The sequence below is a fragment of the Pseudomonas lalucatii genome (genome assembly GCF_018398425.1).
Taxonomy (GTDB): Bacteria; Pseudomonadota; Gammaproteobacteria; order Pseudomonadales; family Pseudomonadaceae; genus Aquipseudomonas; species Aquipseudomonas lalucatii.
Genome location: NZ_JADPMV010000002.1, coordinates 303,167 through 326,098 on the forward strand (window position 1 = coordinate 303,167; position 22,932 = coordinate 326,098).

26 protein-coding genes are annotated in these 22,932 nt (G+C 69.2%); 16 read left to right on the top strand and 10 right to left on the bottom strand.

From position 1 onward, the window contains the following. Nucleotides 1-31: 31 nt before the first annotated feature. Complete coding sequence (locus I0D00_RS14720) at nucleotides 32-733, top strand: YebC/PmpR family DNA-binding transcriptional regulator (protein WP_213640588.1); 702 nt, start codon at nucleotides 32-34, stop codon at nucleotides 731-733. An 8-nt stretch (nucleotides 734-741) separates the two neighbouring features. Here the strand turns inward: I0D00_RS14720 and I0D00_RS14725 are convergent, their stop codons facing one another. Then, nucleotides 742-1,068 carry a carboxymuconolactone decarboxylase family protein gene (locus I0D00_RS14725; RefSeq protein WP_213640589.1) on the bottom strand — a complete coding sequence of 109 codons (327 nt, stop codon included), beginning with the start codon at nucleotides 1,066-1,068 and terminating at the stop codon, nucleotides 742-744. A 218-nt stretch (nucleotides 1,069-1,286) separates the two neighbouring features. Here I0D00_RS14725 and I0D00_RS14730 point away from each other — a divergent pair, with 218 nt between their 5' ends. Together I0D00_RS14730 and I0D00_RS14735 are read left to right on the top strand one after the other, a co-directional pair. After that, nucleotides 1,287-1,898, top strand: coding sequence for a hypothetical protein (locus I0D00_RS14730; protein ID WP_213640590.1), 612 nt, complete (start codon nucleotides 1,287-1,289; stop codon nucleotides 1,896-1,898). Between the two features lie 125 nt (nucleotides 1,899-2,023). Beyond that, the gene (locus I0D00_RS14735) at nucleotides 2,024-2,284 is read left to right on the top strand and encodes a hypothetical protein (protein WP_213640591.1); all 261 of its coding nucleotides are present in this window, start codon (nucleotides 2,024-2,026) and stop codon (nucleotides 2,282-2,284) included. A gap of 3 nt (nucleotides 2,285-2,287) precedes the next feature. Here the strand turns inward: I0D00_RS14735 and I0D00_RS21560 are convergent, their stop codons facing one another. The 6 genes from I0D00_RS21560 to I0D00_RS14770 form a co-directional block, all read right to left on the bottom strand. Beyond that, entirely contained in the window at nucleotides 2,288-4,696 is a 2,409-nt protein-coding gene (locus I0D00_RS21560) for an ABC transporter permease (RefSeq protein ID WP_246533285.1), read from the bottom strand. Further along, nucleotides 4,696-5,379 carry an ABC transporter ATP-binding protein gene (locus tag I0D00_RS14750; protein ID WP_213640592.1) on the bottom strand — a complete coding sequence of 228 codons (684 nt, stop codon included), beginning with the start codon at nucleotides 5,377-5,379 and terminating at the stop codon, nucleotides 4,696-4,698. The genes I0D00_RS21560 and I0D00_RS14750 overlap by 1 nt, the downstream gene beginning before the upstream one ends. Further along, on the bottom strand, nucleotides 5,376-6,527 hold the full coding sequence (locus I0D00_RS14755) for an efflux RND transporter periplasmic adaptor subunit (protein WP_213640593.1): 1,152 nt from the start codon (nucleotides 6,525-6,527) through the stop codon (nucleotides 5,376-5,378). The genes I0D00_RS14750 and I0D00_RS14755 overlap by 4 nt, the downstream gene beginning before the upstream one ends. Nucleotides 6,528-6,646: 119 nt before the next feature. Then, nucleotides 6,647-7,519 (bottom strand): FHA domain-containing protein, encoded by an 873-nt coding sequence (locus I0D00_RS14760; protein WP_213640594.1) that lies wholly within the window; start codon nucleotides 7,517-7,519, stop codon nucleotides 6,647-6,649. 76 nt (nucleotides 7,520-7,595) lie between these two features. Further along, nucleotides 7,596-9,137, bottom strand: a complete 1,542-nt coding sequence (locus tag I0D00_RS14765; protein ID WP_213640595.1) for a serine/threonine-protein kinase — start codon at nucleotides 9,135-9,137, stop codon at nucleotides 7,596-7,598. A gap of 8 nt (nucleotides 9,138-9,145) precedes the next feature. Next, nucleotides 9,146-9,946: a PP2C family protein-serine/threonine phosphatase gene (locus I0D00_RS14770; protein ID WP_420850813.1), complete on the bottom strand. Its 801-nt coding sequence runs from the start codon at nucleotides 9,944-9,946 to the stop codon at nucleotides 9,146-9,148. Nucleotides 9,947-10,274: 328 nt separating this feature from the next. Here I0D00_RS14770 and I0D00_RS21680 point away from each other — a divergent pair, with 328 nt between their 5' ends. From I0D00_RS21680 to msrA, 5 genes are all read left to right on the top strand, one after another. Next, entirely contained in the window at nucleotides 10,275-10,406 is a 132-nt protein-coding gene (locus tag I0D00_RS21680; protein WP_274611294.1) for a hypothetical protein, read from the top strand. A gap of 65 nt (nucleotides 10,407-10,471) precedes the next feature. Continuing rightward, nucleotides 10,472-10,912, top strand: coding sequence for a GNAT family N-acetyltransferase (locus I0D00_RS14775; RefSeq protein WP_213640597.1), 441 nt, complete (start codon nucleotides 10,472-10,474; stop codon nucleotides 10,910-10,912). Nucleotides 10,913-11,024: 112 nt separating this feature from the next. Beyond that, nucleotides 11,025-12,056 carry a GGDEF domain-containing protein gene (locus I0D00_RS14780; RefSeq protein ID WP_213640598.1) on the top strand — a complete coding sequence of 344 codons (1,032 nt, stop codon included), beginning with the start codon at nucleotides 11,025-11,027 and terminating at the stop codon, nucleotides 12,054-12,056. A gap of 114 nt (nucleotides 12,057-12,170) precedes the next feature. Continuing rightward, nucleotides 12,171-12,695, top strand: coding sequence for a peptide-methionine (R)-S-oxide reductase MsrB (msrB, locus tag I0D00_RS14785; protein WP_213640599.1), 525 nt, complete (start codon nucleotides 12,171-12,173; stop codon nucleotides 12,693-12,695). 3 nt (nucleotides 12,696-12,698) lie between these two features. After that, on the top strand, nucleotides 12,699-13,370 hold the full coding sequence (gene msrA, locus I0D00_RS14790; RefSeq protein ID WP_213640600.1) for a peptide-methionine (S)-S-oxide reductase MsrA: 672 nt from the start codon (nucleotides 12,699-12,701) through the stop codon (nucleotides 13,368-13,370). A gap of 10 nt (nucleotides 13,371-13,380) precedes the next feature. Here the strand turns inward: msrA and I0D00_RS14795 are convergent, their stop codons facing one another. Next, nucleotides 13,381-14,775, bottom strand: coding sequence for a heavy metal sensor histidine kinase (locus tag I0D00_RS14795; RefSeq protein ID WP_213640601.1), 1,395 nt, complete (start codon nucleotides 14,773-14,775; stop codon nucleotides 13,381-13,383). Beyond that, nucleotides 14,772-15,455, bottom strand: a complete 684-nt coding sequence (locus I0D00_RS14800) for a heavy metal response regulator transcription factor (RefSeq protein WP_213640602.1) — start codon at nucleotides 15,453-15,455, stop codon at nucleotides 14,772-14,774. The genes I0D00_RS14795 and I0D00_RS14800 overlap by 4 nt, the downstream gene beginning before the upstream one ends. Nucleotides 15,456-15,823: 368 nt before the next feature. Between I0D00_RS14800 and I0D00_RS14805 the strand changes: the two genes are divergently transcribed. Together I0D00_RS14805 and I0D00_RS14810 are read left to right on the top strand one after the other, a co-directional pair. After that, the gene (locus tag I0D00_RS14805; RefSeq protein ID WP_213640603.1) at nucleotides 15,824-16,675 is read left to right on the top strand and encodes a TlpA family protein disulfide reductase; all 852 of its coding nucleotides are present in this window, start codon (nucleotides 15,824-15,826) and stop codon (nucleotides 16,673-16,675) included. Nucleotides 16,676-16,812: 137 nt separating this feature from the next. Next, complete coding sequence (locus tag I0D00_RS14810; protein ID WP_213641792.1) at nucleotides 16,813-17,013, top strand: heavy-metal-associated domain-containing protein; 201 nt, start codon at nucleotides 16,813-16,815, stop codon at nucleotides 17,011-17,013. 81 nt (nucleotides 17,014-17,094) lie between these two features. On the opposite strand, the gene bufA2 is transcribed toward I0D00_RS14810, so the two are convergent. Next, on the bottom strand, nucleotides 17,095-17,355 hold the full coding sequence (bufA2, locus tag I0D00_RS14815; protein WP_213640604.1) for a BufA2 family periplasmic bufferin-type metallophore: 261 nt from the start codon (nucleotides 17,353-17,355) through the stop codon (nucleotides 17,095-17,097). 280 nt (nucleotides 17,356-17,635) lie between these two features. Here bufA2 and I0D00_RS14820 point away from each other — a divergent pair, with 280 nt between their 5' ends. The 6 genes from I0D00_RS14820 (at nucleotide 17,636) to I0D00_RS14845 (ending at nucleotide 22,915) form a co-directional block, all read left to right on the top strand. Beyond that, nucleotides 17,636-17,833: a co-regulatory protein PtrA N-terminal domain-containing protein gene (locus tag I0D00_RS14820; RefSeq protein ID WP_213640605.1), complete on the top strand. Its 198-nt coding sequence runs from the start codon at nucleotides 17,636-17,638 to the stop codon at nucleotides 17,831-17,833. A 212-nt stretch (nucleotides 17,834-18,045) separates the two neighbouring features. Beyond that, nucleotides 18,046-19,857, top strand: a complete 1,812-nt coding sequence (locus I0D00_RS14825) for a copper resistance system multicopper oxidase (RefSeq protein WP_213640606.1) — start codon at nucleotides 18,046-18,048, stop codon at nucleotides 19,855-19,857. A 12-nt stretch (nucleotides 19,858-19,869) separates the two neighbouring features. Further along, on the top strand, nucleotides 19,870-20,910 hold the full coding sequence (locus I0D00_RS14830) for a copper resistance protein B (protein WP_213640607.1): 1,041 nt from the start codon (nucleotides 19,870-19,872) through the stop codon (nucleotides 20,908-20,910). A 9-nt stretch (nucleotides 20,911-20,919) separates the two neighbouring features. Continuing rightward, complete coding sequence (locus I0D00_RS14835) at nucleotides 20,920-21,753, top strand: c-type cytochrome (protein WP_213640608.1); 834 nt, start codon at nucleotides 20,920-20,922, stop codon at nucleotides 21,751-21,753. Next, nucleotides 21,743-22,210 (top strand): DUF411 domain-containing protein, encoded by a 468-nt coding sequence (locus tag I0D00_RS14840; protein WP_246533286.1) that lies wholly within the window; start codon nucleotides 21,743-21,745, stop codon nucleotides 22,208-22,210. Before I0D00_RS14835 ends, I0D00_RS14840 begins: the two co-directional genes overlap by 11 nt. A gap of 192 nt (nucleotides 22,211-22,402) precedes the next feature. Beyond that, nucleotides 22,403-22,915 carry a TlpA family protein disulfide reductase gene (locus tag I0D00_RS14845; protein WP_213640610.1) on the top strand — a complete coding sequence of 171 codons (513 nt, stop codon included), beginning with the start codon at nucleotides 22,403-22,405 and terminating at the stop codon, nucleotides 22,913-22,915. Nucleotides 22,916-22,932 lie beyond the last annotated feature (17 nt).

Here is a 22,932-nt window from a genome sequence, read left to right on the forward strand (position 1 = left end):
GCATTCGACCGCACAGACCGAGAGAACACCCATGGGCGCTCAGTGGAAAGCCAAACCTAAAGAAGCCGCCGCCAACGCCAGAGGCAAGATCTTCGGCCGGCTGGTGAAAGAGATCATGATCGCCGCGCGCAACGGCGCCGACCCGGACATGAACCCCAAGCTGCGCCTGGCCGTCCACCAGGCCAAGAAAGCCTCGATGCCCAAGGACACCCTGGAGCGGGCGATCAAGAAGGGCGCCGGCCTGACCGGCGAGACCGTCAACTTCGAGCGCACCACCTACGAAGGCTTCGCCCCGCACCAGGTGCCGGTGATCGTCGAGTGCCTGACCGACAACGTCAACCGCACCGTCGCCGAGATCCGCGTGCTGTTCCGCAAGGGCCAGCTCGGCGCCTCCGGCTCGGTGGCCTGGGACTTCGACCACGTCGGCCTGATCGAGGCCTCCAGCGACAGCGGCGCCGACCCGGAGCTGGCGGCGATCGAGGCCGGTGCCCAGGACTTCGACGTCGCCGATGACGACAACAGCCTGTTCATCACCGAGCCGACCGACCTGGACGCCGTCAGCCGCGCCCTGCCGGAGCAGGGTTTCACCGTCAACTCGGCGCACCTGGGCTATCGCCCGAAGAACCCGGTGACCAGCCTGACGCCCGAGCAGCGCGAAGAGGTCGAGGCCTTTCTCGAGGCCATCGACGGCCACGACGACGTGCAGAACGTCTACGTCGGCCTGGCCGGCTGAGCCGCGCCCTAGGCCTGCGGGGCGGCCATCACCTCTTCGGCCCAGCTCAGGGCCGCGATCACGGTCGGGAAGCCGATGGTGCTGGTCAGCGCCAGCAGCGCGTGACGGACCTGCTCCGCGCTCGCCCCGGCCTCCAGCGCCCGCCGTGCATGGCTGTGCACGGCGCCCTCGGAGCGGATCGCCGCCGCCGCACCGAGCTGCACCAGCTGCACCTGGCGCTCGTCCAGCGGGCCGGCATCGCGCAGCGTCGCGCCGAGCGCCTCCACGGCGGCGAAGTAGTCCGGATGCTGTTGCTTGAAGCGCCCGTAGGTATCGAGTTTCTTGTGCCGTTCCATAGGGGTCTCCCGGTTGTTGGCGCGCGGCGCCGGCTTGAGGGCTCCCTTACAGGGTAGCCGCCCAGCGCCGCCGGCGATGCCCGCGCAGCGGCCCCCGCAATGGGACGAGGCAAGGCCCGCATCACAGTAGCGGCTGGCAAAAGCGGCTAGAATGGCCGGCTGACGCGCCGCAAGGCGCGGCACGCCTACAAGGACGTTGTTCATACAGGAGATTCACCGTGTACAAGCTATTCACCCTGGGCGCCTGCCTGCTGCTCGGAGCCTGCGCCGGCAGCCAGCAGTCGCTCCAGCGGCACTCGGTCGAGACGGACAAGCCCCCCCTGGCGACCAGCCGCCTGGCGGCGATCCACAGCGCCGAGGCGATTCCCCTGCCGGTGCGCTCCGGTCCGTTTCCCGCGTCGAGGTCGCTCGAGGCCCAGCAGCCGCCCGCAGGCTTCGCCAGCTCGCTGTCCAACTACCGGGTCTACGCCCTGCGCCTGCAGCAGAGCGAGCGCTACCGCCTCGGCGTCAGCTCGCCCTGCCAGGACAGCTGCCTGGGCATCGACAAGTTCGCCCTGAAACCCCGCGCCCTGCTGCTCGACGCCAACGGTGCGGTGATCCCCAGCCAGGCCTCTGCCGGCGTCGGCCGCTTGAGCCTGGCCTGGGACGGCGAGGCCCCGGAGGATGCCACCTACTACCTGCTGGTGGCGGCGGACAGCGACGACATCGGCAAGACCATCGTGATCGACGACGTATGGGTCAACAACTCGCCGCTGATGGCGGTGGAGACCGGCCTGCCCAACGCGCCCTTCGGCCGCCTCGGCGGCCCGGCCCCCTCGTCGCTGGAGTGAGGGCTTGGCTGTCGGCTGGCGCGGGAAGCCCGGCCGCCGATAGCCACTATCGAGCCGAATGATTGTCCCGGGGCACCGGCGCCCCCTAGCCTGTACGCCAGTCCTCAGCGCCCACAGGTAGCCCCATGCACCGCCCGCTCGCCCTCGCCGCCCTCGCCGCCTTCGCCCTGCTGCTCGCAGGCTGCAGCACGCCGCGGGCGGCCGACGAACGCCCCTATAGCGACGCCGAGATCCGGCAATTCTCCCTCGAGCTGCTCAGCCGCAGCGGCCTGCCCTACGAAGACTACGAGAAGATCCGCCGCGCCCTGCTCGAACCCGAACGGCGCATGCCCCGCTCGCTCGGCGACCGCGCTGTGCCGCCCGAGGACCAGGCCAAGCGCGGCTGAGCCCTACTCGCAGCGCAGCGCCGCCACCGGCTGCAGGCGCGCCGCGCGCCGCGCCGGGGCGACGCCGGCGAGTACGCCGATCAGCGCGGCCAGCAACAGCGCCAGCAGCAGGAACAGCGGCTGCAGGCCGAGCGGCAGGCCCGGCAACAGCAGGTGCAAGGCCCCCAGCAGCCCCCCCAGCAGTAGCAGCCCCAGCAGCCCGCCGAGCAATGCCAGCAGCAGCGCCTCGCCGAGGAACAGGCCGAGCACCTGCCGCGGCGTGGCGCCGATGGCGCGCAACAGGCCGATCTCCGCCGCGCGCTCGCCGACCGTGGTGGTCATGATGGTGAGGATGCCGACCGCGCCGACCAGCAGCGAGATGCCGCCGAGGGCGCCGACGGCCAGGCTGAGGAGGCCGAGGATGCGGTCCAGGCTGCGCAGCATGTCGTCCTGGGTGGTGAGGCTGAAGTCCTCGCGGCCGTGGCGCTCGATCAACAGTCGCCGGACCCGCTCGGCCATGGCCGCGGCGCTGGTTCCGCCATTGAACACCAGGTTGATCTTGGCCAGGCCTTCGCGGTTGAACAGGTGCTGCGCCCAGTCCACCGGGATGTAGGCGATGTCGTCGATGTCGAAGCCGAGCAGGCGCCCCTTCTCCTCCATCACCCCGATCACCCGGAAGCGCATGCCACCGACGCGCACCATCTGCCCCAGCGGCTGGGCCGTGCCGAACAGCTCCGTGCGCAGGGTATGGCCGAGCACCACGTAGGGCGGCGAGCGGCCGTCGCGGGGCTCGGGGAGGAATTCGCCCATGGCCAGCCGGAAGCGCCAGGCCTGGGCCATCTGGTGACCGCTGCCGAGGATGCCGATACGCCGGTCGAGGCGACCGTATTGCACGTCGCCGTGGCCCTGGATGATCGGCACCACCGCCTCGACATGCCGCAGGCGGCGCAGGGCATCGGCATCGGCGATGCTCAGCGGGCGCACGCTGCCGAGCAGGCCACCGAGGCCGGCGGTCTGGGTCAGGCCCGGGCGGATCGTCAGGTTGCGCGTGCCGAACTGGGCGAAGTTGTCCTGCACATAGCCGCGCAGGCCCTCGCCTATGGCGGTGAGCAGCGCCACCGCGGCGATGCCGACGGCCACCCCGAGCAGGGTCAGCAGGCTGCGCAGCGGCCGGCTGAGCAAGGCCCGGCCGGTCAGCCGCAGGCCATCGGACAGCTGCATCAGCGCCCCCGCCGCCGGCCGCAGCGCCGCCACCGGCGCTAGGCCGGCACCACGGCTGGCCGGCAGCCAGGCGAACAGCAGGGCGCTGACCAGCGCCAGCGCCAGGGCCCCGAGCCGCGCCCACCAGGGCGCGTACAGCGGCAGCTGCAGCAGCAGACGCACAAGCCACAGCAGCGTCTCGCCGAGCAGCAGGCCGGCCAGGGCTCCGCCCGCGGCCAGCACCGCCGCCTCGCCGAGGAACAACAGGCGCACCTGCCCGGCCGTCGCGCCGAGGGCCTTGAGCAGGCCGATCTCGGCGGTGCGCTGGCTCACCGAGATCCAGGTGACGTTCATGATCAGGATGCCGGCCACCAGCAGGCTGATGGCGGCGATCCCGCCCAGGGCCAGGGTCAGGGTGCCGAGGATGTCGTCGAAGGCGCCGAGCAGGCTGCCCTGGCTGACCAGGGTGACATCCTCGTCGCCGCCATGGCGCTCGCGCAGGGTGGCGAGGATCCGCTCGCGGCTGCTGGCCAGGAAGCGCGGCCCGCGGATCTCGACGAATGCCCGCAGCAGGCCCTCGCGGTCGAACAGCGCCTGGGCATTGGCCAGGGGCATGATCAGCGCTTCGTCGAAGTCCATGCCGAAGGACTCGCCGCGCGGCGCCAGGATGCCGATCACCCGCAGGCGCCGGTCGCCGGCGCGCAGCCACTGGCCGAGGGCCGGCGCCGGGCCGAACAGCTCGCGGCGCAGGCCGGCGCCGATCACGCAGACTGCCTCGCCCTGGTCGTAGGCCAGTGCCGGCAATGCCTGGCCCTGGGCCACCCGCAGCTGGCGGATGGCGAAGAAGTCGTGGCTGGTGCCCAGGGCCAGGGCCTCGCGACTGCGATTGCCGACGCTGACCTGCAGCAGCCCGGCCTGCTGCGGCGCGACCCGCCGCACCTGGGGCAGGCGGGCGATGGCCGCGGCGTCCCCGGCGGTCAGCTCGCGCGGCGACAGGCCGGTGATCGGCGGCATGCCGCCGGTGGTCTCGCTGCGCCCGGGCAGGAGGATCAGGGTGTTGCGGCCGAGGCCGGCGAATTCGTTGAGGACGAAGGTCCGCGCGCCCTCGCCCAGGCCGGTGACCAGCACCACCGCGAGCACCCCGATGGCCACCGCCAGCAGCAGCATCAGGCTGCGCGAGCGATGCCCGCGCAGGGCGCCGAGCCACAGCTGCACCGCGTCGGCGCCGCGCATCAGGCCGGCTCCAGACACGCCTCGGCGACCGGGCGCCCGTCACGCAGGCGCAGCTGGCGCCGCGCGCGGGCCGCATGCTGGGCATCGTGGGTCACCACGATCAGGGTCAGGCCCTCGGCGTTGAGCTGCTCGAGCAGGGCGAACACCTGCTCGCCGGCGCGACTGTCGAGATTGCCGGTCGGCTCGTCGGCCAGCAGCAGCTCGGGCTGCATGGCGATGGCCCGGGCGATCGCCACGCGCTGGCGCTGGCCGCCGGACAGCTCGCCGGGACGGTGGCGCAAGCGGTCGCCCAGGCCCAGACGCTCGGCCAGTTCGCGACTGCGCTGCCGGCGCAGGCGCGCATCGATACCGGCCAGGAGCATCGGTAGCTCGATGTTTTCCTCGGCGCTCAGGCGCGGAATCAGGTGGTAGGACTGGAACACGAAGCCGATCCAGCGGCTGCGCAACGCGGCGCGCCGCGCCTCGCTGAGGCCCGCCGTGGCCTCGCCGTTGAGCCAGTACTCGCCGGCGTCCGGGGCGTCCAGCAGGCCGAGGATGTTGAGCAGGGTCGACTTGCCGGAACCGGACGGCCCCATCACCGCCAGGTAGTCGCCGGCGGCGACCTCCAGCTCCAGCCCGTCGAGGCCGACGACGCGCTGCTCGCCGGCCTGGTAGCAACGGCTCAGCCCGCTCAGGCGGATCATCGCCGCGGCTCCGGCGGCTCCGCCGAGATCACCGCGATGCCGTCCTCGAGGCCCTCCTGGTCGAGGCTGGCGAGAATCCGCTCGCCCTCCTGCAGGCCACCGAGCACCTCGGTCCAGCGCCAGTTGGCCAGCCCGGTGCTCAGGGCCACCTCGCGCAGCATCCCGGTGGCGGGGTCGTAGCGCAGCACCCGGCGCCCCTCCAGCAGGGTCTCGGTGGGGATGCGCAGGCCGCCGGCACTCTGCTCCAGAAGGATTTCCACGTCGGCGCTGTAGCCGGTCAGCAGGGTCACATCCAGCGGCAGCTGGACGAAGCGCACCTCGACATCGACGGTGCGTGCCTGCCGCTCCAGCTCGCGGACGAAGGGGGCGATGCGGCTCACCTGGCCGGCGAACGAGCGCCCGCGGAAGGCATCCAGGCTGATGCGCACCGGCATGCCGATGCGCACGCGGCCGGCGTCGACCTCGTCGATCGGCGCATCCACATAGAGGCAGCTGTCGTCGATCAGGTCGATCGCCGGCGGGGTCGGGATGCCCGGCGGCGAAGGCGTGACGAACTCGCCCAGCTCGCCGTTGATCTGCGCCACTGTGCCGGCGAACGGCGCCCGCAGGTTGGCCTGGTCGAGCAGCGCACGTTGCAGCGCCAGGCTGGCCTCGGCCTCGCGGATCAGCGCCGCGCTGGAGGTGCAGGCCAGATGCGCCAGGCCGGCGCGGGTCTCGGCCTGGTCCAGGCGGTCGGCGGCCAGCAGCTTGCGCGCGGCCAACCGCTCCAGGCGCTGGAAGTCGCGCTGGTCGAGCCGGGCCTGGCGGCAGGCCTGCTCGCGGGCATTGCGCTTGGCCGCCAGACGCGCCTCGGCCTCCTGCACCCGCGCCAGGCGATCATCCTGGCGCAGGCGCATCAGCACCTGGCCCTCCTTGACCTGCTGCCCCTCGTCGACCAGCAGCTCGCTGACCTGGCCGCCGATGTTGAACGACAGACGCGAGCGCCGACACGATTTCAGGGTGCCGGCGCGGGTATTGGCTACCAGGGTCTCCACCGGCCCGCGCTCCACCGCCACCAACTGCACGGGCATGGGCTGGGGGCGCGTCCACCACCAGCCGACCGCCAAAAAACAGGCGAAAACCACAAGACCGATCGACAGGCTACGCATATGTGCCTCAATTTTGACACTGGCACCTTGAGCCTAGGACAGCCCCCCTCAGTTGCAATGGCGCGTTTCTGCTGTTGGTCGCCTGATAACCATTCTTAGTCTGGATAAGCCTGGTGCGGCTAGAACAGGGCCCTGGCCGCCAGGGTCGCGGCCACGCCGATCAGCAGCAGCGCCAGTACCGCGAGGCCGGGCGCCAGCATGCCCTTCAGCCGCCGTGCCCGGGCCTCGGCCGACAGGCCGGGCTGGACGGCGGCCCCGGGCCGGGCGACTGCGCGCAGCGGATTGACGGCGGCCGCCCGGGGTGCGGCGGGCTTGACCTTGAGCGCCCCGGGCAGGTCGATGGCGCGCACGAACTGGGTGGCGTCCTCGTCCTCGACCTGCGCCAGGCTGACCTTGGGACCGATCACCAGCAGGCTCACCGAACCCATCTTCAGCTGGTCCCCCGGCTGCAGCAGCGCCGTAGACACCTTCTGCTGGTTGACCAGCACGCCGTTGGCCGAGGCCAGGTCCTTGACCTCCAGCACGTCGTCCTTGAGGAAGAACTCGCAGTGCCGACGCGACAGCGCCAGGTCGCTGAAGCTCAACTCGCACTTGGCCGAGCGGCCGAAGGTCATCGAGCCGTGGATATGGAACTTCTTGCCCTCCTGCTCGCCCTTGACCACCTGGAGGAACCAGCGCGGCGCGGTCTCGGCCCTGGCCCTGCCCTGCGCCGGGTCGAGCAGCACCAGCTCCAGGGTGCCCAGGCGCACCCGGTCGTTGGCGCGCAACTGGTAGCGCGCGCTGATGCGCTCGTCGTTGACGAAGGTGCCGGCCTGGCTGCCGCAATCGCTCAGGTAGTAGTAGCCATGGTCCTGGCGCACCTCGGCATGGAAGGGGGCGATCTGGGCGTCGCCCAGCACCAGGCTGTTGCGGCTGTCCTGACCTATGGTGAAGCGCGCGTCCGTCAGCCAGATGGGTGCCTGGCGGTTGTCGCTGAAGTGCACTCTGAGCATGTTGCCTGTCGCCTCGAGAATGAAGACCGGACGCCGAACCGCTCCGCTGAACGAGCGGCAGCCGGACCCGGTGTGCTCACGGGTTGAAGATGGTGTTCCACAGCCGCTTGATCGGGTTCGACCTCTCCTGCCTGTCCTGCCGCTCCGTGCCCGAAGTCGCCTGGCGCCGCGGGGCCGCCTGCCTGCGCGGTGCCTGGGCCAGGCGCACGCGGCGTTCGTGCCGGTCATAGAGTTCTAGCAGGGTTTCGTTGTCCGGCTCCACCTCCAGGCCCTGCTTGATGTACTCCAGCGCCAGGACATGCTCGCGCCGGTCATAGGCCTGCTCGCTCTGCTCGATGAAACGCCGTACCACGCGGCTCAGCCCGGCCAGGGCCAGCAGGTTGTCCGGCTCCCAGGCGAGCACGCGGCGGAAGTAGAAGGTCGCGCTGTCATCCTCGGGCAGCAGCAGGCGATTCTCCGCGATGCGCTCATCGGCCAGCGCCAGGTAGCCGGCGATCCGCGCCTGCAACAGCCGCTGCAGGCCGTCCAGCGCCTGGGCGTTGTCCTCGTCCAGGGCCAGGGCCTGCCGGAACCAGTAGTCGGCGTTGTCCTGGGCCGGCTCCAGCAGGCGCCCCTCGTCCAGGCGCTGCTCGGCCCGGGCCAGGTGGTCGGCCAGCTGCACCTGCCGGTAGCCGTAGTAGCCCGCCGCGGTGGCGCCGCCGAGCAGCAGCAGGCCGATCACGCCCCGGGCCAGGCCCCTGCGCCAGGCGCCCATGGCGGCGCCGCGACGGCTCCCCAGCGGCCTCCCCAGCGGCTCGCCACGGCGGCTGTCGCCCGCCTCCGGCGCCACTTCCTCCAGGCTCGCCAGCAGCACCCGGCAGTCGGCGAAGCGTTCCTCCGGGTCCTTGGCCAGCATGCGCGCGAGCAGCCACTGGTAGTCCTGCAGCGCCGGCGGCAAGGGCGGCGGCTCCATCTGCAGGTGGTTCATCACGGTCTGGGTGTAATTGCCGCCGCGGAAGGGATTGGTGCCCAGGAACATCTCCAGGAGGATCACCCCCAGGCCGTAGATGTCGCTGCGCGCATCCAGCGCCTGGCATTGCGCCTGCTCCGGGCTGCTGTAGGCCGGGCTGCCGACGGCGATGCCGGACTGGGTGAGCTCCGGATCGAAGGCGACCTGCTTGGCCACGCCGAAATCGGTGAGCACGGCGGTGCCGTCGTCGCGAAAGAGGATATTGGCCGGCTTGATGTCGCGGTGCACCAGGCCGCTGTCATGGACCACGGCCAGGGCGCTGGCGATCTGCCGGACGATCCGCAGCGCCTGCTCGGGCTCGAAGCGCTGGCCCTTGTACTGGGCCAGGTCGCCGCCGGGGACGAACTCCATGGCCAGGTAGTGACGGCCATCGGCGAGCCGGTCGATGTCATGGATGGTGATGATAGAGGGGTGGCGCAGCGAGGCGACCAGGTGGCCCTCCCTGATGAAACGCTGGCTGAACGCCTGGTCATCGGCGCTGAGCAGCACCTTCACCGCAACCTGGCGCTGCAGCGACAGCTGGGTGGCCAGGTAGACCTCGGCCATGCCGCCCTTGCCGAGGCGGCCATGCACGCGGTAACCGGGTATCTCGGGCAGATTCTCTGGCATGTCGGCGGTCAGGGTATCAGCGGTTTGAACAGTCGGCTGAACCGGCCGCGCGGCCGGCCGGTTGCCGGCGGCTCGTCCGACGCGGTCGGCGCGCGGCCCAGCACGATACAGGAAATATTGTCGTTGCCCCCCTGCCGATTGGCCTCGGCGACCAGGTTCGCCACCAGTTCATCCAGGGTAGTCGCGACGGCGCACAGCTGCTGGATCCGCCCGTCCTCCAGCTCGCCGCTCAGGCCGTCGCTGCACAGCAGCAGCAGCTCGTGCGGCCGCAGGCGACCCTGCACCAGGCCGATCTCCAGGTCCTGATCCTCGCGCCCCAGGCACTGGAAGATCACCCCGCGCTGGGGATGGCAGCGGGCCTCGGACTCGCTCATCTGGCCGGCGTCGACCATCGCCTGGACCCAGCTGTGATCGTGGCTCAGGCGCGCTATCGCGTCGGCGTCGACCCGGTAGGCGCGGCTGTCGCCGACCCAGGCGATCTGGAAGTCGGCTCCGCGGCAGCGCACGGCCACCAGCGTGGTGCCCATGTCGCGGCATTCGGCGTCGGCCTCGGCGGCGGCCAGCACGGCGGCATTGGCCGCATGCACCGCGGCGCTCAGCTCCGCGCCGCCGGCACAGGCCGCACGCAACGCCTGCAGCGCCAGGGCGCTGGCCACCTCGCCGCGCCGGTGCCCGCCCATGCCGTCGGCGACAGCCCACAGCCCCAGCTCCGGACAACTGAGCAGGGCGTCTTCGTTGTGCCCGCGCACCAGGCCGACATCGGTGGCGGCCGCGTACACCAGGGGCTGTTGGGTGCTGATCATCGACATGCCTGCTGCTTTCACCTCTTGGGCCGAGCGCTCGCGTCTCGCCGGGCTAGGACGCCAGCCTGCATGATGCGACCGCTCCGCGAGGCTGTCATCGCTTCGGGCGTTTTTTCCGGCAAAGTGTTAACCAGTCGAGCCACGAGCAGGTTGCGGCAGGTGCCTGGCATCGCACCATGGGCGCGCCGGCGCCCGGTCAAGGGGCTATCATTAAGTTGACGCTGATGACTATCAGTCGGTGCAGGCTCACGCAGCCTGGGAGGTGGGAGTGCCCTGCAAATCACTGATCCGAACGTACCAATCGAGCACTTCTTGAAACAGCGAGATGACGATCATGAGCAAAGGCCTGGATGCAAAGAAACAAGCGAAGAAGAAACCCCTGAAGAGCGCGCACGAAAAGCGCATGGCGAAGAAGGAAAAACGCACCGGCAAGTCCCTGCTCGGCAGCCATTCCGCCAACGCCTGAGCCCACCGCCCGGCACAGACCCGCCGTCCGTGCCGGGCATCCAGACTGAGCCGCGACCCGAGCCCATGGCCGACCTGCAGTTCCGCGTCCTGCCCGGCCCCCTCAGCCCCTTGGTCGACAAATTCTACCGTGCCCACCGTTCGCCCATGCGTGCGCGCGAGCAGGACCGGGTGTGGGTGGCCCAGCGCCATGACATCCTCGCCGCCCTGTGCCTGCGCCCCGTGGCCTCGGGCCACTGGCTGACCGGGCTGTTCGTCGCGCCGCAGCAACGCCGGCAAGGACTGGCCCGCCACCTGGTCGAACGGGCCCTGGGTGAGGCGAGCGGGCCGACCTGGCTGTTCTGTCATCCCGAGCTGGAGCCCTTCTACCGGCGCCTGGGCTTTACTCCAGGCCCCACCCTGCCCGCCGAGCTGCACGAACGCCTGCTGCGCTATCGGCGCCACAAGCCGCTGCTGGCCGTCATCCGCGCCGGAGGCCCTGGCGCGGACAGCAGCGCCGCGCCCTGAGGCGACGCGGCGCCGATGCTGGCACTTGGCCAAGATATTATCCTTGCCAGATCGGGACAAAGCTCTGCATCCTTGTCGAGCCGTCAGCCGACAACAACTATAAGTCCCGGCCATGTCCAAGCTCATCCCGCAGCTGCTCAAGCGCCTGCGCAAAGACTTCCAGCTGTCCATCATCACCCTGATGGCGCTGTTCGGCATTCTCGCCATCTCGCCCTACGCCCTGTACCGGTACGGCGAAGGCAATTACCTGGTGAGCATCGCCGACACCGTCATAGTGCTGGCGACCATCCTCGCCGTGCTCTACGCCTGGCGCAGCGGCGACACGGTGAAGCCGGGCATCTTCCTCTCGCTGATCTTCTCCGCCGGCGCGACCCTGATCGCCATCAACCTCGGCGTCAACGGCCTGTTCTGGATCTATCCGCTGATCCTCTTCAACTTCTTCATGGTTTCCCCCGGCAAGGCCATGCTGGCCATGCTGCTGGTGATCGGCACCCTGATCGGCCATGCCCTGCTGGTGCCCGGCACGGTGTTCGAGAGCAGCTATCAGATGGTCTCCTTCCTCGTCACCGGGCTGATGGCCAGCGTCTTGACCTACATCTTCGCCTTCCGCACCCGCAGCCAGCGCGACCAGCTGCAGCTCCTGGCCAGCCAGGACCCCTTGACCGGCGCGCGCAACCGCCGGGAGATGAACAAGGAGCTGCGCATGGCCGTCTCCACCCATCGCCGCCACGGCAACAGCTACGGCGTGCTGGTGATGGACCTGGATCACTTCAAGCAGATCAACGACAGGTTCGGCCACCCCGCCGGCGACCAGGTGCTGGTGGACTTCGTCGAGCTGATCCAGCAGTCCTCGCGCCAGGAGAACCGCCTGTTCCGCTTCGGCGGCGAAGAGTTCCTCCTGCTCCTGCCCAATACCGACGAGGCGGGCCTGCGGGCCGCCGCCAGCCACCTGCAGAACCAGGTCCGGCAGCGACTGCGCGGTCCGGGCGGACCGGTGACCATGTCGGTGGGCGGGGCCGTGCTGCGCAACGGCGAGCCCTGGGAGGGCTGGCTGCAACGGGCCGACCAGCATCTGTACCAGGCGAAGAACGCCGGGCGCGACTGCAGCATCATCGAAGCGAAGGCCGCTGCGGCGCACGCCTGAGACGGCCGCCAGGCGCCCGGCCCTAGGCCCCGCGGCCGGCACCGGGGCGCGACGCGCTGTAACAACTGCCGCCCGGCCGTGTCTACAGATCGAACCCTTGCACAGAGAACTGCCATGAAGCGACGCGCCCTACTGCAAGGCATGGTCCTCTTGCCGACCCTGCCGCTCCTGGCCAGCCAGGCTCCGTCCCTCCTCGCCGAAACGAGTACGGCCGGCGCCACCGTCGTCCCGCTGGACAAACCGCACGAGGCCTGGCGCGAACTGCTGAGCCCGGCCGCCTATGCGGTGCTGTTCGAGGAGGACACCGAACGCCCCGGCAGCAGCCCGCTGAACCAGGAGAAGCGCCCCGGCACCTATATCTGTGCGGCCTGCTACCTGCCGCTGTTCGACAGCCAGCACAAGTACGAGAGCGGTACCGGCTGGCCGAGTTTCACCCAGGCCATCGACGGACACACCGGCTTCAAGCGCGATTTCAAGCTGATCTTCCCGCGTACCGAGTACCACTGCGCGCGCTGTGGCGGCCACCAGGGCCATCTGTTCGACGACGGTCCCGCGCCGCGGGGCGAGCGCTGGTGCAACAACGGCCTGGCGCTGCGCTTCGTTCCCCAGGGCAGCGCCCTGCCGGCCCTGAGGAGTTGAGCGATGCGGCCCATCCATGATCTGCGCGGCGCCCCCCTTGCCCTGGCGGCCGCCGCGCTGGCCGCCGTCCTGCTGAGCGCCTGCAAGCCCGGCTCGCCGCAGATGCAGCAGGCGCACGCCAGCCCGGCGGGCGACCTCGCCCCGGAGGAACAGGGCGTGGCGATCTTCGCCGGCGGCTGCTTCTGGTGCACCGAGGCGGACTTCGACAAGCTCCCCGGCGTGCTGTCGACCACCTCCGGCTACATCGGCGGCCACCTGGCCAATCCCAGCTACCAACAGGTCTCCGCCGGCGGCACCGGGCATACCGAGGCGGTACGGGTCCGCTACGATCCGCGCCAGACCAGCTACGCCGAGCTGCTGGAGGCCTTCTGGCCGACCATCGACCCGCTGACGGCCAATGCCCAGTTCTGTGACCACGGCTCGCAATACCGCAGCGCGATCTTCTACGCCAGCGCCGAGGAGCAGGCCCTGGCCGAAGCCTCGAAGGCGGCCCTGCAGGCCTCGGGGCGCTTCGACCAGCCGATCGTCACCGAGCTGCTGCCGGTGACGACCTTCTACCCGGCCGAGGCCTATCACCAGGACTACTACCAGAAGAACCCGCTGCGCTACACCTATTACCGTCACGGCTGTGGCCGCGATGCGCGTCTGCAGCAGCTCTGGGGCAAGCACCCCTGAACCCCGCCGACTAGGGACTCGGCCGTTGCGCCTCGGCGCGGGGGAACTCCATGTGGAACGCCGTCCGACCATTCGCCGAGCTGCACCAGATCCGCCCCTGGTGGGCCTCGACGATCGAACGGGTGATCGCCAGCCCCAGGCCGGCGTTGCTCGGTTCGCCCTCCCGGCGGGCCGGGTCGGCGCGGTAGAACCTGTCGAACAGGCGCTCCAGGTGCTCGGCCGGGATGCCCTCGCCCGGGTTTTCCACGGACAATCGCACCGCCGCGGCGTCCTCGCCGAGCGTAACCGCGATGGCCTGCCCCTGCGGGGTATAGCGCAGTGCATTGGACAGCAGGTTCGAGATGGCGCGGTGCAGCATCAGCACATCGCCCTGGACCCAGGCCGTGCCCGAGAGCCGCAGTTCGATGCCGCGGTCGTCGGCCAGCAGCTGGTAATAGTCGAACAGCTTGGCCACCAGCGTCTCGAGCGCGACCGGCTGCTGCGCGGGAACGATCAGGCCGTTGTCGGACTTGGCCAGAAACAGCATGTCGTCGATCATCCGCGCCATGCGCTTGAGGTCCTCCAGGTTCGAATAGAGGTTGTCCTCATAGCTGTCGACGTCGCGCTTCCTGCTGAGGATGACCTCGGTGTGGGTCATCAGGCTGCTGAGCGGAGTCCTCAGCTCATGGGCGATATCCGCGGAGAAGTTGGACAGGCGCACGAAGGCATCGTCCAGACGCCCCAGCATGGCATTGAACGAGGACACCAGCTGCTGCAGCTCCAGCGGTACGGGCGCCAGCGGGATGCGCTCCTTGAGCGACTTGGCCGACATCGACGCGGCCAGGCGGGTGACCTGGCGCAAGGGCCGCAGGCCGCTGCGCGCCACCATCCAGCCGAGCCCGGCGCTGACCAGGGCGCTGATGGCCAGGCCGATCCAGAACCAGCGCTGCAGGGTGTCGAAGAAGGACATGTGGCTGGTGACATCCAGCACCAGCATCAGCGTCAGCGGTTCGGCCTGCCCCGCCGCCGTGACGGACGCGCTGATGCCGCGGTACATGCGCCGCTCGCCCTGCCACTCCCAGGCCGCGTCTTCCGGGTAGGCGCGAAAGTGCGGCGGGATGCTGAGCCCCCCGGGATCGGCGAACACCACCCGGCCGTCTGCCGCGAGGATCACGGCCGTCAGATCGTGGTGGGCGCCGAGCAGAGCACTCAGCTGCGGCTGCAACTGCTCCAGGCTCGTCCCCGCCGGCGCGTCGCGCAGGATGGCGCGGGTCGAGGCCAGCTTCTCCTGCAGCACCTGGTGATCGAGCATGACGAAATGGTGCTGGCTGAGACGATAGAAACTCAGCGCCGCGACGCTCAGCACCGCCGCCACGGCGAGCATGAACATCAGGCTCATGCGGGCGGTCAGGGACAGACGAGTCATTGCCCCCCCGGCGTGTCGAGCATATAGCCCATGCCGCGCACGGTGTGGATCAGCTTCACCGCGAAGTCGTCGTCGATCTTTGCCCGCAACCGCCTGATCGCCACCTCGATGACGTTGGTGTCGCTGTCGAAGTTCATGTCCCACACCTGGGAGGCGATCAGCGACTTGGGCAACACCTCGCCGCGGCGGCGCAGCAACAGTTCGAGCAGGGCGAACTCCTTGGCGGTCAGGTCGATGCGCCGCCCCGCCCGGGAGGCCCTGCGTTTGAGCAGATCGACCTCGAGATCGGCGATGCTCAGGCTGGACTGCGGCGGCGCGCCGCTGCCACGGCGCAGCAGCGTCCTGACCCGGGCCAGCAGCTCGGCGAAGGCGAATGGCTTGACCAGGTAGTCGTCCGCCCCCAGCTCGAGCCCCTTGACCCTGTCCTCCACGCCGTCCCGTGCGGTCAGAAACAGCACCGGAAGGTTCCGGCCGGCCGCCCGCACCCGCCTCAGCACGTCCCAGCCATCCAGGCCCGGCATCATCACATCGAGAATCAGCAGGTCGTAGTCCTCGTCGAGGGCATGCTGCAGGGCCTCGCTGCCAGTCATGACCCGGTCCACGTTGAATCCCGCCTCGCGCAGGCCCTGCTGCAGGTAAATGCCGGTTCTGGGTTCATCCTCGGCGACCAGAAGCTTCATGGGTCGATTTCCAAGTGGCAAAGGCCTTGAGTGTGCAGCGAATCCGTCATGCCAGCCAGCAGCTTACAGAAATGTAATCCTGGCTTAAGCCTGCTGTCAGGGCCCGCGTCCTAGGCTGGCGTCCAGTGGCAACGGGTGAGCCGCCCCGGTGCTCCCAGCCCCTTTTCAGGCCTTCCGCATTGCTCCCCTGGCCTGGCGGCGCCCGAGGGCGCCGCGTTTTGTTCCGCAACTGACAGCTGGCCCCTGCGCTGGGCGATCCAGCCGCTTACCGGCTCGCACCCGCCGGACCTTCCACCCCTCTCGAGTTGGCCCAGCGGCGCTCGACAGGAGACACTGGGCGACTGAACGGATAACTGGACCTGCTGCCGATGCTGACCGTCAACCTGGGGCCACTGACCCTGGCCGTCCCCCACCTGCTGCTGCTCGGCGGCCTGCTGCTGGCGATGCTGAGCGGCTGGTGGGCCGGCCGGGCCAGCGCCCGCAACCCCGAACCCCAGTTGTTCCGCCTGCTGCTGGTCGCCTTGCTGGTGGCGCGCCTGGCCTTCGTGGCGAGCTATTTCGAGCATTACCTGGGCCAGCCGTGGAAGGTCGTGGACATCCGCGACGGCGGCTTCATCGCCTGGCCCGGGGTGATCGCCGCGCTGCTGCTGGGCGCCTGGCTGGCCTGGCGCGACCGCGGCCTGGCCAGGCCGCTCGGCGTGGCGCTGGCGGTCGGCGTGCTGAGCTGGGGGCTCGCCACGCTCGCCTGGCAGGCCCTGGAGCGCGGCACCCGCCTGCCCGAACTGGCGTTGCGCGACAGCCGCGGTGCCCCGGTCGCGCTGCAGGACTACCTGGGCAAGCCGCTGGTGATCAATCTCTGGGCGACCTGGTGCCCGCCGTGCCGACGGGAAATGCCGGTGCTGGCCGCGGCCCAGGCCAAGGAACCGGCCCTGACCTTCCTGTTCGTCAACCAGGGCGAGGGGCCGGGCGAGATCCGTCGCTTCCTCGACCGGGGCGGCCTGAAGCTGCAGAACGTCCTGCTCGACAGCGACGGCCGCCTCGGCCAGCAGGTCGGCTCCATGGCCCTGCCCACCACGCTGTTCTACGACGCCGCGGGACGCCAGGTCGGCAACCATCTCGGCGAGTTGTCCCATGCCAGTCTCGCCCGCGCCCTGGAGCGCCTGAAAGAGGCCGAACGCAGCACGACGGGGTCCGGGGCTTCGCGCCATCCCGCAGGGTAGCCCCCTCGGCGCGACCGGGCAGGAGCGCCTGCGGCGCAGGCATCGCACGGCGTTCCACGGCAGCGCTTGACCTTGCCACGAGGTCAGGGTCGAAGCTGCGGCCATGGCAATGGTGCCATTCAGCACGAGGACTGATGATGTTCGCTCTAGACGTTTCCGGAATGGGTTGCGGCAGCTGTGTCAGCAAGATCACCAAGGCCATCCAGGCCCTGGACAGCCTGGCCAAGGTCGAGATCGACCGCGCGGCCGGCAAGGTGAAGGTGGAGAGCGCCGAGCGCCTGGAGGACATCCGCGCGGTGATCGAAGACCTGGGCTACCCCACGCAGCTCGGTACCTGAACCGCAGACACCGCGGGGGCAGGGCTGCCGCGCGCTGAAGGCGGTGACAAGGGGAGTGACCAGCACTCCCCCTGCCGGGTTTCACTCGCCGGCTTTGCCACCGGCCTCGTCGCACTTGGCCTGGGGCATCAGCTGAAAGCCCTGGCCCTTGCAGGCACCCTGGCCCTTGCAGGCGTTGGTGGCGGTCATGCAGTCGTTCTGGCCCTTGCAGGCGTTGACGCCGAAGCATTGCACGTCGGCGCTCTGCGCCTCCTGAGCCGCCTGCGCCGGCAGGGTGCTGAAGAGGCTGGCGGCGGCCAGCGCCAGGGCCGCGCCGGTGGTGGCGGTAGATTTGCTCGACATGTCGCTCTCTCTTCTCGTTCGGGGTTGAGGTCGGCACCGGCACTCGCCGAACCAACCGGAAGAAACCCAGGCAACGCTGCCTGGCATGCCCTGGGGCATGGGCACGACAGTACAGAGGCAGGATGTAGCCGTTCAAGAATAAAAATGCTTCCTGACAGAACTGTAATGTCTAGCTCAGCGTTCTGACAGGCGCCGCTGGCTAAGGTCTTCTCGAGCCTGAAGCTCCCCCGGACCAGCTCGCACGGTCCGTCGGCCCCCAACAGCTATCGAGGACAGTCACATGAAAACCCTGCAAACCCTCTTCGTCATTGGCGCCCTGAGCCTTTCCTCCCTGGCCATGGCCGAAGGCGGCGGCGACCGCACCTTCGCCCGCATGCAAGCGGCGGAAGCGGTCTCGACGCAGGTTGCCCAACAGCAGAAGGCCGCCGCACCGATGGCCGAAACCAGGACGACAAAGGCCGAACACGCCAAATGCTGATCGGCGCCCTGCCGCCCAACCTTACAGAAATGTAATCAACCCCAAGGTTGGACTATGGCACCTTCTACGCTCGCTGAACCGCGCCCGCGCGGCACCGGCGGGCAAACGGGCAGGGATTCGGAAGCGCCCTGACTAACGCTGCTCCAACCTCGCGGCACAGGGAGGTTGGTCGCCCAGCACTGGTTTACTTCGATTGATTGGACATAAACGGCATGCAAGCGAAAACCTCGAGGCGAACATTCGTCAAAGGCCTGACCGCCGGCGGCATACTGGCCGGCCTGGGCCTGTGGCGCACACCGGTATGGGCCGTCACCAGCCCAGGCCAGCCGACCATGCTGGCGGGCACCGACTTCGAGCTGTTCATCGGCGAGAGCCCGGTGAACATCACCGGCAAGGCCCGCACCGCCATGACCATCAACGGCAGCTTGCCGGGCCCCCTCCTGCGCTGGCGCGAAGGCGACACCGTGACCCTGCGCGTGCGCAACCGCCTCAAGCAAGACACCTCGATCCACTGGCACGGCATCATCCTGCCGGCCAACATGGATGGCGTGCCGGGCCTGAGCTTCCACGGCATCGCGCCCAACGGCATGTACGAATACAGGTTCAAGGTGCAGCAGAACGGCACCTACTGGTACCACAGCCACTCGGGACTGCAGGAGCAGGCCGGGGTCTACGGGCCGATCATCATCGATGCCAAGGAACCGGAGCCCTTCCAGTACGACCGTGACTACGTGGTGATGCTCACCGACTGGACCGACGAGGACCCGAACCGCCTGATGGCCAAGCTGAAGAAGCAGTCGGACTACTACAACTTCCACAAGCGCACCGTCGGCGACTTCATCGACGACGTCAGCGAGCAGGGTTGGGCGGCCGCCGTGGCCGATCGCAAGATGTGGGCCGAGATGAAGATGAGCCCCACCGACCTGGCCGACGTCAGCGGCTACACCTACACCTACCTGATGAACGGCCAGGCCCCCGACGGCAACTGGACCGGCCTGTTCAAACCGGGCGAGAAGCTGCGCCTGCGCTTCATCAACGGCTCGGCCATGAGCTACTTCGACGTGCGCATCCCCGGCCTGAAGATGACCGTGGTGGCCGCCGACGGGCTGCACGTGGAGCCGGTCAGCGTCGACGAATTGCGCATCGCCGTGGCGGAAACCTATGACGTGCTAGTCGAGCCCGACAACGCCGAGGCCTACACCATCTTCGCCCAGTCCATGGACCGCACCGGCTACGCCCGCGGCACCCTGGCCGTGCGCGACGGCCTGAGCGCCCCGGTGCCCGAGGTCGACCCACGCCCGCTGATCGGCATGGACGACATGGGCATGGACCATGGCAGCATGGGTGGCATGGACCACAGCCAGATGGCCGGCATGGATCACGGCAGCATGGCTGGCATGGACCATAGCCAGATGGCCGGAATGGACCATGGCAGCATGGCCGGCATGGACCACAGCCAGATGGCAGGCATGGGCGCCATGGGCGCCATGGGCGGGCAGATGCAAGCCCACCCGGCCTCCGAAACCAACAATCCGCTGGTCGACATGCAGACCATGATGCCCACCGCCAAGCTCGACGACCCGGGCATGGGCCTGCGCGACAACGGCCGGCGGGTACTGACCTACGCCGATCTGAAGAGCACCTTCCCCGACCCGGACGGCCGCGAGCCGAGCCGGACCATCGAGCTGCACCTGACCGGGCACATGGAGAAGTTCGCCTGGTCGTTCGACGGCATCAAGTTCTCCGACGCCGAGCCGCTGCGCCTGAAGTACGGCGAGCGCCTGCGCATCACCCTGGTCAACGACACCATGATGACCCACCCCATCCACCTGCACGGCATGTGGAGCGACCTGGAGGACGACAACGGCAACTTCCGGGTGCGCAAGCACACCATCGACATGCCGCCGGGCTCCAAGCGCAGCTACCGGGTCACCGCCGACGCCCTGGGCCGCTGGGCCTACCACTGCCACCTGCTGCTGCACATGGAAATGGGCATGTTCCGTGAAGTGCGCGTGGACGAGTAAGGAAAGCAACCGATGAACAACTCATTGAACACAGCAAGACGGGTCGGCGGCGCCCTGGCGCTCGCCCTGGGCGTGACCGGCGCCGGCATGGCCAGCGCCGCCGAGCAGATGGATCACGCGCAGATGGACCATGGGGCCATGGGCCACGGCAGCGTGCAGCCGGCACCCCAGCAGCCTAAGACCATGGATCACAGCCAGATGGACCACGGGGCCATGGGCCACGGCAGCGTGCAGCCGACGCCCCAGCCGCCTAAGACCATGGACCACAGCCAGATGGACCACGGGGCCATGGGCCACGGTGCCGCGCCCCCGGCTAGCCGTGCGCCGACGCCCACCACGAGCAGTCGCACGCCGATCCCGGTGCTCACCGATGCCGACCGCGCCGCCGCATTCCCGCCGCTGCCCGGCCATGCCGTGCACGACAAGATGCTCAACTGGCACCTGCTGTTCGAACAACTGGAGTACCAGGACGCCGACGAAGGCAGCGTGCTCAGTTGGGATGCCTCCGCCTGGATCGGCGGCGACATCGACCGCCTGTGGCTGCGCTCGGAGGGTGAGCGAACCAATGGCATGACCGAAGAGGCCGAGCTCCAGGCACTCTGGGGCCACGCCATCGGCCCCTGGTGGGAGCTGGTGGGCGGCGTGCGCCAGGACTTCGAACCGGGCTCGCCGCAGACCTGGGGCGCCTTCGGCATCCAGGGCATGCCGCTCTACGGCCTGGAATTCGAGGCCACCGGTTTCGTCGGCGAGCAAGGACAGAGCGCCCTGCGCCTGGAGGGTGACTACGACATGCTGCTGACCAACCGGCTGATCCTGCAGCCCACCGCCGAGCTGAATTTCTACGGCAGGAACGACCACGAGCGCGGCGTCGGCTCCGGCCTGGCCAACAGCGAAGTCGGCCTGCGCCTGCGCTACGAGATCCGCCGCGAGTTCGCCCCCTATGTCGGGGTGACCTGGAATCGCGCTTACGGCAATACCGCCGATATGCTCCGCGAGGAAGGCGGCGACGTCAGCGAGGCCCGGCTGGTGGCCGGTATCCGGATGTGGTTCTGAGGAGCTGACATGAAGAGAACAATCAAGACCCTGGTCGCCGCGAGCCTGGTCGGCGGGGCCGCGGCCACTGCCGGCGCCTACTTCGGCCTGGTCAACGTCGGAGCCGACGACCCGCATCTGCCGGCCGTGTACGCCTTCCTGAGCATGGCCCGCGATCGCTCCATCGAGGTGCGCTCGCGGGACATTCAGGTGCCCGACCTCGACGACCAGGAGCTGATCCGCGCCGGTGCCGGCAACTACAACTCGATGTGCATCGGCTGCCATTTGGCCCCCGGAGTCGCCGATACCGAGCTGAGCCAGGCGCTCTACCCGGCGCCGCCGAACCTGGCCGAGATAGGCGTCGACGGCAACCCAGCAGCCGCCTTCTGGACCATCAAGCACGGCATCAAGGCCAGCGGCATGCCGGCCTGGGGCAAGAGCATGGCCGACCCTTACATCTGGGGCATGGTGGCCTTCCTGCAGCAGCTGCCGGAGCTCGATGCCCAGCAGTACCGGGCCCTGGTCGCTTCCAGCGGCGGCCACCAGCACGGTGGCGGCGAAACCGACATGCACAACCATGAGAATCAGCACGGCACGCCGGGCGACGGTCACCACGCCGGCGAGATGGCCGACATGAGCCATCACGATGAGGCCGGCGATGACCACCATGCCGGCGAGGCAACCGCAGCCAGCCTCCACGATGGCGCGGCCGGCCAGCATGCCGCCGAACTGGCCAGCGCCGACGATCACCATGCTGGCGAGATGCCGGGGGCCAGCCACCATGCCCCCCAGCCGGCGGCGGCCAAGCCCGCGACCAAGACCCACCTCCACGCCGATGGCAAGGAGCATGTCCATGCCCACTAAATCCAACCTGTACCGAGCCGGCATTCAGGCCACCGCCCTGGCCGCCCTGCTGTTCGGCGCCGCGGCGCAGGCCGCCGAGCCGCTGTCCATCGAGGTGCACCGCGACGCCAACTGCGGTTGCTGCAAAGCCTGGATCGCGCACCTGCAGGACAACGGCTTCACGGTCATCGACCATGTCGAGTCCGACATGGTCGCTGTCAAGCAGCGCCTCGGCGTGGCACCCCGCCTGGCCGCCTGCCACACCGCGGTGATCGACGGCAAGTTCGTCGAGGGCCATGTGCCGGCGGAGCAGATCATCGAGCTGAGCCAGCGCTCCGATCTGGTCGGCATCGCCGTGCCGGGCATGCCAATGGGCTCGCCCGGCATGGAAGTCGGCGACCGCCAACAGGCCTACCAGGTCATCGGCCTGACCCCGGCGGGCACCGACCAGGTGGTAGCCGACTATCCGGCGAACTAGGCAATCGCGCCCCGCCGCGCAACAGCGCCCGGGGCCAGTTGACTACACTGAAGGCAAGACCGTCGTGCGCAGCTGCAGCCGCCATCCCGCGGCATGACTCGACGAGGGCAAAGCATGGACTGGCATACACATACCCCGAGTGCGCTCGCACCGGTTAAATGCCCGGCGCCAAGTCGGGCTTGGCCCCTGGCTATGGCCAGCCTGCTGCTCCTATTCCTGCAGACCGCTGCCGCCGCGCCCCCTGCCGACCTAACGATCTGGCCCGAGCCGAAGACCGTAGCAGAGGTCGAATTTACCGATAGTCAGGGCAAGCCTCGCACTCTGGGCGACTTCCAGGGCCGGATCGTGCTGCTCAATGTCTGGGCCACCTGGTGCGCCCCCTGCCGCGAGGAGATGCCGACCCTGGACCGCCTGCAGGCACGGCTCGGCGGCGCCGACTTCCAGGTCCTGGCCCTCTCGGTCGACCCGGACGGGGAGCAGCTGGTGCGGGACTTCTATGCCGACATCGGCATCCAGCACCTCGCGTTGTACATCGACGAAACCGCCCAGGCCAATCGCAGCCTCGGTGCCTACGGCTTGCCGGCCACCCTGCTGCTCGACCGCCAGGGCCGGGAGCTGGGCCGGAAACTGGGCGCCGCCGAATGGGACAGCCCGGAGGTCATCGACTACCTGCGCGAACTGATGGCCACGCCCCAAGGGCATTAGATGCGCGGCCGACGGCG

Excerpts from the sequence above, each read along its gene's own strand:
- I0D00_RS14720 (WP_213640588.1), top strand. The coding sequence starts at position 32 with ATGGGCGCTCAGTGGAAAGCCAAACCTAAAGAAGCCGCCGCCAACGCC.
- I0D00_RS14725 (WP_213640589.1), bottom strand. The coding sequence starts at position 1,068 with ATGGAACGGCACAAGAAACTCGATACCTACGGGCGCTTCAAGCAACAG.
- I0D00_RS14735 (WP_213640591.1), top strand. The coding sequence starts at position 2,024 with ATGCACCGCCCGCTCGCCCTCGCCGCCCTCGCCGCCTTCGCCCTGCTG.
- I0D00_RS21560 (WP_246533285.1), bottom strand. The coding sequence starts at position 4,696 with ATGCGCGGCGCCGACGCGGTGCAGCTGTGGCTCGGCGCCCTGCGCGGG.
- I0D00_RS14750 (WP_213640592.1), bottom strand. The coding sequence starts at position 5,379 with ATGATCCGCCTGAGCGGGCTGAGCCGTTGCTACCAGGCCGGCGAGCAG.
- I0D00_RS14755 (WP_213640593.1), bottom strand. The coding sequence starts at position 6,527 with ATGCGTAGCCTGTCGATCGGTCTTGTGGTTTTCGCCTGTTTTTTGGCG.
- I0D00_RS14760 (WP_213640594.1), bottom strand. The coding sequence starts at position 7,519 with ATGCTCAGAGTGCACTTCAGCGACAACCGCCAGGCACCCATCTGGCTG.
- I0D00_RS14765 (WP_213640595.1), bottom strand. The coding sequence starts at position 9,137 with ATGCCAGAGAATCTGCCCGAGATACCCGGTTACCGCGTGCATGGCCGC.
- I0D00_RS14770 (WP_420850813.1), bottom strand. The coding sequence starts at position 9,946 with ATGTCGATGATCAGCACCCAACAGCCCCTGGTGTACGCGGCCGCCACC.
- I0D00_RS21680 (WP_274611294.1), top strand. The coding sequence starts at position 10,275 with ATGAGCAAAGGCCTGGATGCAAAGAAACAAGCGAAGAAGAAACCCCTG.
- I0D00_RS14775 (WP_213640597.1), top strand. The coding sequence starts at position 10,472 with ATGGCCGACCTGCAGTTCCGCGTCCTGCCCGGCCCCCTCAGCCCCTTG.
- I0D00_RS14780 (WP_213640598.1), top strand. The coding sequence starts at position 11,025 with ATGTCCAAGCTCATCCCGCAGCTGCTCAAGCGCCTGCGCAAAGACTTC.
- msrB (WP_213640599.1), top strand. The coding sequence starts at position 12,171 with ATGAAGCGACGCGCCCTACTGCAAGGCATGGTCCTCTTGCCGACCCTG.
- msrA (WP_213640600.1), top strand. The coding sequence starts at position 12,699 with ATGCGGCCCATCCATGATCTGCGCGGCGCCCCCCTTGCCCTGGCGGCC.
- I0D00_RS14795 (WP_213640601.1), bottom strand. The coding sequence starts at position 14,775 with ATGACTCGTCTGTCCCTGACCGCCCGCATGAGCCTGATGTTCATGCTC.
- I0D00_RS14800 (WP_213640602.1), bottom strand. The coding sequence starts at position 15,455 with ATGAAGCTTCTGGTCGCCGAGGATGAACCCAGAACCGGCATTTACCTG.
- I0D00_RS14805 (WP_213640603.1), top strand. The coding sequence starts at position 15,824 with ATGCTGACCGTCAACCTGGGGCCACTGACCCTGGCCGTCCCCCACCTG.
- I0D00_RS14810 (WP_213641792.1), top strand. The coding sequence starts at position 16,813 with ATGTTCGCTCTAGACGTTTCCGGAATGGGTTGCGGCAGCTGTGTCAGC.
- bufA2 (WP_213640604.1), bottom strand. The coding sequence starts at position 17,355 with ATGTCGAGCAAATCTACCGCCACCACCGGCGCGGCCCTGGCGCTGGCC.
- I0D00_RS14820 (WP_213640605.1), top strand. The coding sequence starts at position 17,636 with ATGAAAACCCTGCAAACCCTCTTCGTCATTGGCGCCCTGAGCCTTTCC.
- I0D00_RS14825 (WP_213640606.1), top strand. The coding sequence starts at position 18,046 with ATGCAAGCGAAAACCTCGAGGCGAACATTCGTCAAAGGCCTGACCGCC.
- I0D00_RS14830 (WP_213640607.1), top strand. The coding sequence starts at position 19,870 with ATGAACAACTCATTGAACACAGCAAGACGGGTCGGCGGCGCCCTGGCG.
- I0D00_RS14835 (WP_213640608.1), top strand. The coding sequence starts at position 20,920 with ATGAAGAGAACAATCAAGACCCTGGTCGCCGCGAGCCTGGTCGGCGGG.
- I0D00_RS14840 (WP_246533286.1), top strand. The coding sequence starts at position 21,743 with ATGCCCACTAAATCCAACCTGTACCGAGCCGGCATTCAGGCCACCGCC.
- I0D00_RS14845 (WP_213640610.1), top strand. The coding sequence starts at position 22,403 with ATGGCCAGCCTGCTGCTCCTATTCCTGCAGACCGCTGCCGCCGCGCCC.